Raw genomic sequence first — 12,049 nt, 5'->3', positions numbered from 1 at the left:
CGTGCAACTGTTCAGGTTGATCATGCGAAGCGGGACGGGGCCAAATGCCGGTCTACGGTCTCACAACGACCAGGGGTCCAACGGCCTCCGTCCCGCAAGCATCATGACACAACCCGGACATACAGGGACCCAGTAACCACGGGAGCGGGCGGTTCAAGCCGCGGCGCTGCCAAGCCGGAAGCTCCTGCCTTCGCACACCCACCCGCCCCGGCGGATACTGGACGCCTGCCTGCGCAGGCGTGACAGCCGAGGAGGTGGCGGTGCATCCCGCCTCATGCCTGCCGAGGGTGCCAATGGCTCCCGGCTCTCCGGCTTCGCCTGCGGCCGGGAGGACGTCCTGAGAAAGAGGTCCACCCGCTCGCATCCTCTCGGCCGTCACCCCGGGCAAGCGCAGCGCGACCCGGGGCCTATTGGCTGCCAGAGCGGCGGCGACGGCGCGCCCGCGCCATCCGCCGTCGTCGCCCCTCTCCCGCGTCAGCCGGCAACTGACGTCCCGGCCACCTTCGTCGCGGCGGCGCACACGAGATCGCTCGTGCCGGCGGCAAGGAAGCCCGGATTGGCGAAGTCGGCGTCGTGCGGCTGGTTGCGCTTGCCATAGAGGAAGGGCGCGCCGTCGAGGCGGCAGACGCTGCCGCCGGCGGCCAGCAGCACGGCGTGACCCGCCGCCGTATCCCACTCCATCGTCCGGCCGAAGCGCGGGTAAAGATCCGCTTCGCCCCGCGCCACCAGGCAGAACTTCAGCGAGGAGCCGACGCTGACCGTATCGCTCACCCCCATCGCGGTGAGCAGCGCGTCGGTCTCCGCGTCCCGGTGCGAGCGGCTGGCAACCGCCACCGGCGGCACCCTCGGCGCGGCCCGCACGCGCAGCGGCGCCACCTCGCCGCCGCTGCTTCCCACTGCGACCGTCTCCTCCACCGCGCCCTCACCGAGCCGCCCGAGATAGAGCGAACCGCGATGCGGCGCGTAGACGGCGCCCATCACCGGCACGCCCTTTTCCACCAGCGCGATGTTCACGGTGAAATCGCCGCGGCCGGAGATGAACTCGCGGGTGCCGTCGAGCGGATCGACGAGGAAGAAGCGCTCGCCGACCTTCTCGGGCAGCCGGCCGGCGGCGACCTCTTCTTCCGCCACCACCGGCACGCCCGGAAACGCCTTGGCCAGCCCGGCAAGGATGATCGCCTCGGCCCGGCGGTCGGCCTCGGTCACCGGACTGTCGTCGGCCTTGCTCTCCACCGCGACGCCGCCATGGAAATAGTCGAGCAGCACCGCCCCCGCCTCCAGGCAGAGCGCCCTCAGCGCCTGCATGTCGTCCGTCATCCGCATGGTGTCTCTCCAGTGGTGATCCGTTCGTGGCGGCGGCCCCGCCGCTCAGCCGAGAGCGAGCGGCGTCTTGCCGATGCCCCGGTAGTGCAGGCCGGCGGCGGCCACATCCGAGCCCTGCCAGATGTTGCGCATGTCGATCACCGCGCGCCCGCGCATGCGCCGGGCGATCTCGGCGAGATCGAGGCCGCGATAGGTGTTCCACTCGGTGATGACCGCGAGGACATCGACCCCGTCCGCCACCTCGTAAGGATCCGTGCGCCATTCGAGGCCCGGCAGCAGCGGTTCCGCCTGGCTGCGCGCCTCCGGATCGTGGGCGACGACGATGACGCCGGCCGCCTGCAGCGCCGGCACGATCACCAGCGAGGGGGCGTCGCGCACGTCGTCGGTGTTCGGCTTGAAGGCGATGCCGAGGATGCCGACCCGCTTGCCGGCGGCATCGGGCCCGAGCGCCTCCAGCACCCGCTCCGCCATCTGCCGCTTGCGCTCCTCGTTGACGGCGATGGTCGCCTCGACCAGCCGCTGCGGCGCGCCGTGCTTCAGGCCGGTGGCGGCCAGCGCCGTCGTGTCCTTGGGAAAGCACGAGCCGCCGAAGCCGGGGCCGGCATGCAGGAACTTGGAGCCGATGCGGTTGTCGAGGCCGATGCCGCTCGCCACCTTCTGCACGTCGCCGCCGACCTTCTCGCACAGGTTGGCGATCTCGTTGATGAAGGTGATCTTCAGCGCCAGGAAGGCGTTGGCGGCATATTTGGTCAGTTCGGCGTTTTCCAGCGAGGTGACGAGGATCGGCGTCTCGCGCAGGTAGAGCGGCCGGTAGAGGCGGCGCAGCGCGCTTTCCGCGCGCTCGTCCTCGGCGCCCACCACCACCCGGTCGGGCCGCATGAAATCCTCGATCGCCGAGCCTTCGCGCAGGAATTCCGGGTTGGAGGCGATGGAGAAGTCGACGCCGGGCCGCTCCTCGCGGATGATCTCGGCGACCTTGCGGCAGGTGCCGACGACGACGGTGGACTTGATGACGACGACCGTGCCGGGGCGCATCGCCTTGGCGATCTGGCGCGCGGCGGCATAGACATAGGTGAGGTCCGCCTCGCCGTCGCCGCGCCGCGAGGGCGTGCCGACGGCGATGAAGACCACGTCGGCACCGGCCACCGCCGTGTCGAAATCGGTGGTGAAGGACAGCCGGCCGGCCGCCAGATTGCGCTCGATCAGCCCGTCGAGGCCCGGCTCGTAGATCGGCACCTCACCCGCGTTGAGCCGTTCGATCTTGCCCGCGTCGATGTCGACACAGGCGATCTTGAAGCCGAATTCCGAAAAGCAGACGCCAGAGACCAGGCCGACATAGCCGGTGCCAATCATTGCGATGCGCATGCGTGCTCCTGGAGTTTCCTGGAAAAACGGGCCTGCGGGGGCCGGGAGGCGGCGGCGCGGGCCGGACCGGTGCTGTTCACGTCACGATCTTGCAGGCAGGATCCCTTGAGGGTCCCGATGAGGGTCCCGGCGAGGATCCTGGAACCGGGTGCTCGCCGGCCGCGTTGCGGACCGCTTCGGCCAACCGCTCGCGAGCGCGCCTGTCCGGCTGCGTTCCTGTTCGCTTGCCAGCCGTTTGTCAACCCGCTAACACCATCGGGCGACCGGGTGCCGCGGCATCCGAAACGGCGCGTGGCGGACGGCCGCGGGAGGGGAGCATGGCGGTTCTTGTAACCGGCGGAGCAGGTTACATCGGAAGCCAGATGGCATGGCGGCTGCTGGACGCGGGCGAGCGGGTCGTCGTGCTCGACACGCTCGAGGGCGGGCACGCCTGGTCGGTGCCGCCGGCCGCTGCCTTCCTGCAAGGAGATGTCGCCGATCCGCAAGCCCTTGGCCGCGCGCTCGCCCTTGCCGGCGAACCGGTCGACGCGGTGCTGCATTTCGCCGGCTCCGTCTCCGTGCCCGAATCCGTCGAGCGCCCCGAAAAATACTACCGCAACAACACCTGCGCGACGCTGGCGCTTGTCGAGGGCTGCCGCGCGGCGGGCATCGCCAACCTCATCTTCTCCTCCACCGCCGCCGTCTATGGCGAGGTCGGCGGCGATCCGGTCGGCGAGGACGCGCCGACGCTGCCCACCTCCCCCTATGGCATGTCGAAGCTGATGAGCGAGCGGATGCTTGCCGACATCGCCGGCGCCCATGGCCTGCGCTGCGGCGTGCTGCGCTATTTCAACGTCGCCGGCGCCGATCCGCTCGGGCGCACCGGCCATTCGACGCGGGGCGCGGCGCATCTGCTCAAGGTCGCCTGCGAGGCCGCGCTCGGCCTGCGCGACGGGCTGACCATCCACGGCACCGACTATCCGACCCGCGACGGCACCGCCGAGCGCGACTTCATCCATGTCGCCGACCTTGTGGAGGCGCATTACCTCGCCCTGCGCAAGCTGCGCGAGGGCAGTTCCGGCTTCACGCTGAATTGCGGCTACGGCCGGGGCTATACGGTGCTGGAGACGATTTCCGCCGTGAAGCGGCTGGCGGGCTGCGACTTTCCCGTCCACACCGGACCGCGGCGGCCGGGCGATATCGCCAGCGTGGTGGCGGACAACGGCAGGATTGTTGCAAGGCTCGGCTGGCGGCCGGCCTATGACGATATCGAGGTCATCGCCGGGCACGCTCTTGCCTGGGAGAGGAAACTGTTGCAACGCAACGAGGGTTGACTGTCATCATTTTGAAAGACTGACCATTTCTGATGCGGCGCTCAATGATTCCGCTGGGGAACAAATATCTGGAGAAATTTATGCTGCAATGCAATATTGCCATATTATCGACGCTTTGAAGACCGTCTCGTGCTGTTATATTGAGGCCGTTCGAACGGGTCCCGGCTGGTGGCAGGCGGGGACCAAAGCTGATTGAGAGACCTTGTCGGGGACGGTGGCAGGACCCATCCCGGACAAGGATGGGAGCCGGCCTCCGGCAGGGCGGTTGCAGGGGTATGCAACCCGACGACAACATGCGGTGGCGGTCGCAGGACCGCCGTTGCCCGAAAAGCACCGCTACGGAAGAGTTCTGAATGTCCTTGCGCGCGAATAGCACCGTCATTACCGGTTATGCGGCCCGCCTTCCCGGGGCCGGCACAGTGGATGCCTTCTGGACACTGCTAGACGACGGGCTGTGCTCGGTCACCGAGATCGGCGGCGACCGGTTCGACACGCGCGGCTTCCATCATCCCCGGCCGGGCGTGTCCGGGCGCAGCTTCACCTTCGCCGCCGGCCAGATCGACGACGTGTGGGGCTTCGACGCCAGCTTCTTCGGCATCTCGCCGCGCGAGGCGGTACAGATCGACCCGCAGCAGCGGCTGCTGCTGCAGGTGGTGTGGGAGGCGATCGAGAACGCGGGCCTGCGCGCCTGTGACCTTGCCGGCAGCCAGACCGGCGTCTATGTCGGCGCCTCCGGCCTCGACTATCACCAGCGGCTGCTGTTCGACCTGCCCTCCGTCGACGTGCAGACGATGACCGGCAACACGCTGTCGATCATCTCCAACCGCGTCTCCTATGCCTTCGACCTGCGCGGGCCGAGCTTCACGCTCGACACCGCCTGTTCCTCCTCGCTGGTGGCGCTGCACCAGGCGGTCAGCGCCATCGAGAGCGGGCAGATCGACACGGCCATCGTCGCCGGCGTCAACCTGCTGCTCAGCCCCTTCTCCTTCATCGGCTTCGCCCGCGCCTCGATGCTGTCGCCGCAGGGCCTGTGTCGGGCCTTCGACGCCTCCGGCGACGGCTATGTCCGTTCCGAGGGCGCGGTCGCCCTGGTGCTGCAGCGCGACACCACCGCGCGCGAGCCGCGGGCCCGCATCCTCGCCACCGGCATCAATGCGGACGGGCGCACCGCCGGCCTGTCGCTGCCCTCCTCGCCGGCGCAGAAGACGCTGCTGGAGAGCATCTATAGCGAGGAGCTCGGCATCTCGCCGGACGATCTCGCCTTCGTCGAGGCGCATGGCACCGGCACCCAGGTCGGCGACCCGGCCGAGGCCACCGCGCTCGGCACCGCCATCGGCCGCAAGCGCGGCGCGCCGCTGCCGATCGGCTCGGTCAAGACCAATGTCGGCCATCTGGAGCCGGTCTCCGGCCTCGTCGGCATCCTCAAGTCGGTGCTGGCGCTGCATCACGACCGGCTGCCGAAGTCGCTGCATTTCGACGAGCCGAACCCGAATATCGACTTTGCCGGTCTCAACCTTGCTGTCGCCGCCGAGCCGGTCGCGCTGCCGCGCGGTGAGCGCCCGCGCCTTGCCGGCATCAACTCCTTCGGCTTCGGCGGCACCAATGCCCACACCGTCATCGGCGACATGGAGCCGGCGCAGCCCTGCGACAGCCGCGTCGCCGACACCGCGCCGCTGGTGATCTCGGCGCGCTCGCAAGCCGCCCTGCGCGAGCTGGCCGGCCGCTACGCCGCGCTGGTCGCGGACCCCGGCACGCAGACCGGCGCGGTGATCGACGCCGCCGCCCGCCGCCGCGACCTGCACGACCACCGCCTCGTCGTGCTCGGCGACAGCGCCGCCAAGCTCGCCGCGCTCAAGGCCTTTGCCGAGGGCAAGGAGGCGCCCGCCGCCATCGAGGGCAAGACCGCCCCGCGCACCCGCGGCGTCGCCTTCGCCTTTTCCGGCAATGGCTCGCAATGGGCCGGCATGGGCCAGCAGGCCTATTCCGGCGACAAGGCGTTCCGCGAGGCGCTGGAGACGGTCGACCGGCATTTCATGGCGGTGTCCGGCTGGTCGCTGGTCACCATGCTGTTCTCCAAGGACCTGGAGACGGAGATCGAGCGGACGGAGATCGCCCAGCCGCTGCTCTTCGCCGTGCAGGTGGCCCTGGTCAGCGCGCTGAAGGCGCGGGGCCTTGCCCCGTCCGCCGTGCTCGGCCACAGCGTCGGCGAGGTGGCGGCGGCCTGGTGCTCGGGCATGCTGGATCTCGCCACCGCGACGCGGATCATTCATGCCCGCTCGACGCAGCAGGAGGTGGTCCGCCATCTCGGCAGCATGGCGGCCTTGCTGCTTCCGCCCGAGGAGGCTGAGGCGGCGATCACGGAGGCCGGCCTGCCGGGCATCGAGCTCTCGGCCCTCAACTCGCCGCGCAGCGTCACCATCTCCGGCCCGTCCGAGAGCATCGACGCCTTCGCCCGCCTCGCCCGCAAGAAGCGGTGGGCGCTGCGCAAGCTGAACATCGCCTACCCGTTCCACAGCGCGCTGGTCGATCCCATCGAGACGCCGCTGCGCGAGGCGCTCGGCACGCTGAAATGCGGCAAGCCGGCGATCCCCTTTCTCTCCTCGGTCACGCCGGAGGAAGACGAGATCACCCCCGACGCCACCTATTGGTGGGAAAACGTCCGCCGGCCGGTGCGCTTCACCGACGCGGTCGCCCGCCTTGCGGAGCAGCCGGTCGACCTCGTCGTCGAAATCGGCCCCAAGCCGGTGCTCACCACCTATATCCGCGACGTGCTGCGCAGCGTCGGCAACCAGACGCCGGTGCTCGCCAGCCTGGAGGCGCCGCGCAGCGAAGGCGCTGCAATCCCCGATATCGACACGATCGCCGCGCGCATCGTCGCCCATGGCGCGGCAGCCGATCTCGACCGCTATGTCGGGCCGGAAGGGCGCAACCTGCCGGTGCTGCCGAGCTATCCTTGGCAGCTCACGTCCTTCCTGCCGCCGGAGACCGACGAGCGCATCACCGCCCATGGCGAGCGCGGCTGGCCGCTGGCCGGCAAGCGGCTGCGGCCGGAGACGGCGGAGTGGTTCAACGTCGTCGACCTCGACCTGCTGCCCTTCCTCGCCGACCACAAGGTCGAGCAGACCGCCGTCTTCCCGGCGGCCGGCTATATCGAGATGGCCCTGCGCGCCGCACTGCAATGGACCGGCGAGGCGCGCATCGAGGTGCGCGACCTCGAAATCCTGCGCCCGCTGGTGCTCGACGAGGGCAAGACCTTTGAAACCATGGTGCGCCTGTCGCCCGACGACCGGGTGATCGAGATCCATGCCCGCCAGCGCCTTTCCGGCGCCGACTGGTCGCTCTATGCCAAGGCCGGGTTCCGCACGCTGGCGGTGTCCGGCGCCGCGCCGCAGGCGGCGGCCGATGCGGCTGGCACCGAAGTCTCCCATCAGGCGGCGGCCGATGCGGCCGGCACCGAAATCTCCCATGACGAGATCTACCGGCTGACGCTTGCGCATGGCCTCGACTACGGCCCGGCCTTCCGCCTCGCCGACGGCGCCGTGCTGTCCGGCGAGCGCGAGGCGCGGCTCGGCCTGCTGGCCCCCGCCGCCCTGCCCGAGCCGGAGACCTTCGCCCTGCATCCGGCCGTTGCCGATGCCGGCTTCCACGGCCTCTTCGCCCTGCTCGGCCAGCGCACTGAACCCGTCGGCGGCGGCTTCCTGCCGATCCGCTTCGGCGCGGTCGAGCTGCATGCCCCCGCCTCCGTTCCCGTTGCCGTGCGCATCCGGGTGGACAAGGGCAGCGCCCGCTCGCTGGTCGCCAGCTTCGACTATCTCGACGCCGAGGGTGGCTTGGTTGCGCGACTCACGGGCGCCCGCTTCAAGGCGGTGCAGTTCCACATGGCCGATGCCGACCACCGGCTGCACTACCGCGTCGTTCCCCGCCTGCTGACACCGGCCGACGCCGGAGCGTCGGTCGTCCGGCCGCTCGCCGCGCTTGCCGAAGAGCTCGGGCTGGTGGCGAGCGAGGATTACGATCCCTCCGACGCTGCCCTGCTCGCCGACGCGCTGGCCCGCACCGTCGCCCACCGGGCGCTGCATGCGGTGCTTGGCGACGAGCCCTTCCTGCTTGCCGACCGGATCCGCGCGGGCGCCCTGCACGAGAGCGCCGCCGCCTTCGCCGCCCATTTCCTGCATCTGCTGGCGCAGCACGATCTGGCGCATCAGGAGGATGGCGCCTGGCGCATCGCCGATCCCGCCGACGGGCTCGATCCCGCCTCGCTGGTGCAGACGCTGGTGTTCGAGGCCGGCGCCCACGGCTCGCAGGCGACCCTGCTCGCGCGCCTTGCCGACGATCTTCCCGCTCTCCTGCGCGGCGGGCTGCCGGCCAGCGCTGGCGATGTCTTCGCCTCGGCACTTCTCGCCGGCTGGCGCCATGCCGATCCGGCGGCGCAGGCGCTGCGCCGCGCCTGTCTCGACCTTGCCGCGCGCGCCGTCGCCGACTGGCCGCGCGAGGTGCCGCTGTCCGTGCTGGTGCTGGGCGAGCGGTCGATCGCCGCCGCCCGCCATCTCGACACGCTGCTGTCGCCCTACAACGCCACGCTCACCGTCGGCGATCCGTCGCCGGCGACCGTCGAGCGGCTGCGCCGCAACTGGCAGGGCAGCGCCCAGACGCGCTTCCTGTCGCCGGAGGACGGCGAACTGATCGAGGGCGGCCCCTACGATCTCGCCGTGTGCTGCGACACGCTGAGCGATGCGGACGACGCGCTGCTCAAGGATCTCGCCGCGATGCTGTCGCCGGGCGGCCAGCTTCTGGCGCTGGAGCGCGCCCCCGCCACCGATGCCGAGCTGATCCTCGGCACCGGCGCCGACTGGTGGACGGCCGTTCCCGGCGCGCCGCTTCCCGCCGTCCCGCTGCTCGACCGCGCGGCCTGGCAGGCCCGCCTTGCCGCCTTCGGATTCGGCGAGACCCAAGCCCTGCCGCTTGCCGGCGGCGAGGTCGACGCCAGCATTGTCGTCGCGGCCGCCCCGGCCCGCGCCAGCGCCGCCAATGGCAATGGCGCGGCGGAGAGCGAGGCCGAGCCGCGCCGTCTGGCGATCGTCTGCGACGCGGAAGGACCGTCGCGCGCCGTCGCCAGCGCCTTGCGCGAATGCCTGAAGCCGCATGGCATCGAGGCGGTGCTGGTCGCCGCCGGCACGCCCGCCAAGGGCGACGACCTGCTGCGTGCCGATCTCGACGATCCGGCGGCCTGGGGCGAGGGCATGCCGCTTGCCGCTGCCGCGCGCGACGGCATCGTCCATCTCGCCGGCGCTTATGGTGGGGCCGGCTCCGGATCTGGCGAGGATGCCAGCGCCGTGCTCTCGGCCCGCACCTGGCAGCTCACGCAGATGCTCAAGGGGCGCGGCAGCGCGGCCGGCCCGGTGATGCTCGTCGCGCCGGAGGGCGCGCGCGCCCTCGCCCGCGGCACCGCGCCCGACCCGGTGCAGAACGGCGTGTGGACCTTCGGCCGCGTCGCCATGAACGAATTTCCCTCCGCCGGCCTCAGGCTCGTCGACATCCGCCGCGATCTCGACGCCAGCGCCGCCGCCCTGCGCCTTGCCGCCGAGATCGTCGGCGGCGGCCAGTGCGACGAGCGCGAGCTGGTGATCGACGGCGACACCCGCCTCGGCCTGCGGCTCGAGCGCGGCCCGGACCTGCCGCGCCCCGGCGACACGCAGACCGATGCCGGCACCCTGCGCCTCGACATCGCCCAGCAGGGCTCGCTCGACCGCCTCGCCTGGTCGCAGGTTCCCGCCCGCGCCCTTGTCGGCGACGAGGTCGAGATCGCCGTGGAGGCGAGCGGCCTCAATTTCCGCGATGTGATGTGGGCGCTCGGCCTGCTGCCGGAAGAGGCGCTGGAGGACGGTTTCGCCGGCCCGACGCTCGGCATGGAATGCGCCGGCACGATCGTTGCCACCGGACCGCAGGCCCGCCGCCTGCGCCCCGGCGACAAGGTCATCGCCTTCGCCCCGGCCTGTTTCGCCAGCCGCGTCACCGTCTCGGAAAAGGGCTGCGCCCGCACGCCGCAAGGGCTCGATCCGGAAGCGGCGGCGACCATCCCCGTCGCCTTCCTCACCAGCTATTACGCGCTGCACCGCCTCGCCCGGCTGGAGCCGCACGAGACCGTGCTGATCCATGGCGGCGCCGGCGGCGTCGGCCTTGCCGCGATCCAGGTCGCCCGCCATATCGGCGCGACGATCATCGCCACCGCCGGCAGCCCGGAAAAGCGCAGCCTGCTGCGCCGGCTCGGCGTCGATCACGTGCTCGATTCCCGCTCGCTGACCTTCGCCGACGACGTGATGCGGCTGACCGGCGGCAAAGGCATCGAGGTGGTGCTCAACTCGCTGTCCGGCGAGGCGATGGAGCGCAGCATCGAGGTGCTCGCCCCCTTCGGCCGCTTCCTCGAACTCGGCAAGCGCGACTATTACGAGAACACCCATCTCGGCCTGCGGCCATTCCGCCGCAACCTCAGCTATTTCGGCATCGATGCCGACCAGCTCCTGATCCACCAGCCGGCGCTGGCCGAGCGCCTGCTCGACGAGCTGATGCAGCTCTTCGCCGGCGGCGCGCTGTCGCCCCTGCCCTATCGCGCCTTCGAGGCTGACGAGGCTGTCGCCGCCTTCCGGCTGATGCAGAAGGCCGGCCATATCGGCAAGATCGTCATCCGCCCGCCGCAGCAGCCCGCCGCCCGGCCTGCCGCGCCCGCACCCGTCCGCTTCGAGAGCGAAGCCGGCAGCCTGGTCGTCGTCGGCGGCTTCGGCGGGTTCGGCGCGGCCCTGATCTCCCGTCTCGCCGACATGGGCGCGAGGCGCATCGACGTGCTGTCGCGCCGCGGCGCCACCACGCCGGAGGCCGCTTCTCTCATCGAGGAGATGGGCCGCCGCGGCGTCACGGTCGTCGGCCATGCGTGCGACGCCGCCGACGAGAGCGCCGTCGCCGCCGCCCTTGCCGCGATCCGCAAGGACGCCGGTGCGATCCAGGCCGCGTTCCACACAGCGATGGTGCTGCACGACACGCTGCTCGCCAATCTCACCCGCGAGCAGCTTGACGCGGTGCTGGCGCCGAAGGTGCGCGGCGCGCAGCTTCTCGACGCGCTGACGCGCGGCGATGCCTTGCGCCAGTTCGTGATGTTCTCCTCGGCGACGACCCTGGTCGGCAATCCGGGACAGGCCAATTATGTCGCCGCCAACGGCTATCTGGAGGGCCTTGCCGCCCGCCGCCGGGCGGACGGCCTGCCGGGCCTTGCGGTCGCCTGGGGTGCGATTTCCGATGCCGGCTATCTGGCCCGCAACGCCGAGGTCGGCGACCTTCTCGCCCGCAAGCTCGGCCGCCATGCGCTCAGCGCACACGAGGCGCTGGACGGCTTGGCGGTGCTGATGGCCCTGCCGCAGGATGACGTTGGCTCGGCCGCGCCCGGCTATGCCCGCATCGACTGGGCGGCGGCGCGGCGCGACCTTGCCCTGCTCGCCACGCCCTTTGCCGAGCGGCTGGGGATCGCGGCCGGCAACGAGGGCTCGGGCGAAGGCGGCGCCATCGACCTTGCCGCGCTGGTCAAGGGGCTCGACCGGGCCGGCGCCATCGCCAAGATCGGCAAGCTGCTGGCGGTGGAGATCGGCCGCATCCTGCGCATCGGCGAGGACGATATCGACCCGGCGCGTCCGCTGACCGAAGTCGGCATGGATTCGCTGATGGCGCTGGAGCTGCGCATGGCGGCGGAGCGGCAGTTCGGCATCGACATCCCGCTGATGTCGCTGGCCAATGGCGCGACGCTCGCCGACATGGCCGCGCGCATCGCCGATCAGGTCCTGTCGGGCGACGGCGGCAACGGCGCCGACCTGTCCAGCGAGGCACGGACCAACGCCATGCAGCATCTCGGCGAGGACGTGTTCGACGGCGACGCGGAGGTGCTGGCCGAGGTGGCGGCCGAGGTCGAGGAACGCACGCGCAACGTCCGCTCGCTGCTATAGTGGGCCAGCGGGCGCAAGGCCCGGTTCTTGAGGAGAGGGAAACGTGGACCAGCACGGCAGCAA

At 71.0% G+C, this 12,049-nt stretch carries 4 protein-coding genes; 2 read left to right on the top strand and 2 right to left on the bottom strand.

Annotation, left to right across the window (positions count from 1 at the left end):
- Positions 1-474: 474 nt before the first annotated feature.
- A complete protein-coding gene (gene cysQ / locus TSB10GB4_RS21850; RefSeq protein ID WP_186397469.1) occupies positions 475-1,317 on the bottom strand; it encodes a 3'(2'),5'-bisphosphate nucleotidase CysQ in 843 nt (280 codons plus the stop codon).
- A gap of 51 nt (positions 1,318-1,368) precedes the next feature.
- Positions 1,369-2,688, bottom strand: coding sequence for a UDP-glucose/GDP-mannose dehydrogenase family protein (locus tag TSB10GB4_RS21845; protein WP_186397462.1), 1,320 nt, complete (start codon positions 2,686-2,688; stop codon positions 1,369-1,371).
- Positions 2,689-3,005: 317 nt separating this feature from the next.
- Here TSB10GB4_RS21845 and galE point away from each other — a divergent pair, with 317 nt between their 5' ends.
- A complete protein-coding gene (gene galE, locus TSB10GB4_RS21840; RefSeq protein WP_186397461.1) occupies positions 3,006-4,001 on the top strand; it encodes a UDP-glucose 4-epimerase GalE in 996 nt (331 codons plus the stop codon).
- Between the two features lie 353 nt (positions 4,002-4,354).
- Positions 4,355-11,986, top strand: coding sequence for a type I polyketide synthase (locus TSB10GB4_RS21835; RefSeq protein ID WP_186397460.1), 7,632 nt, complete (start codon positions 4,355-4,357; stop codon positions 11,984-11,986).
- The last annotated feature ends 63 nt before the right edge of the window (positions 11,987-12,049 follow it).

Origin of the sequence: Stappia sp. TSB10GB4 (genome assembly GCF_900185745.1) — a bacterium.
In the GTDB taxonomy this organism is placed as follows: Bacteria; Pseudomonadota; Alphaproteobacteria; order Rhizobiales; family Stappiaceae; genus Stappia.
Note: the sequence above shows the minus strand (reverse complement) of the source record. Positions and strands in the feature narration are given on the sequence as shown.

Coding starts and splice junctions, on each gene's coding strand:
- cysQ (WP_186397469.1), bottom strand. CDS start 1,317: ATGACGGACGACATGCAGGCGCTGAGGGCGCTCTGCCTGGAGGCGGGG.
- TSB10GB4_RS21845 (WP_186397462.1), bottom strand. CDS start 2,688: ATGCGCATCGCAATGATTGGCACCGGCTATGTCGGCCTGGTCTCTGGC.
- galE (WP_186397461.1), top strand. CDS start 3,006: ATGGCGGTTCTTGTAACCGGCGGAGCAGGTTACATCGGAAGCCAGATG.
- TSB10GB4_RS21835 (WP_186397460.1), top strand. CDS start 4,355: ATGTCCTTGCGCGCGAATAGCACCGTCATTACCGGTTATGCGGCCCGC.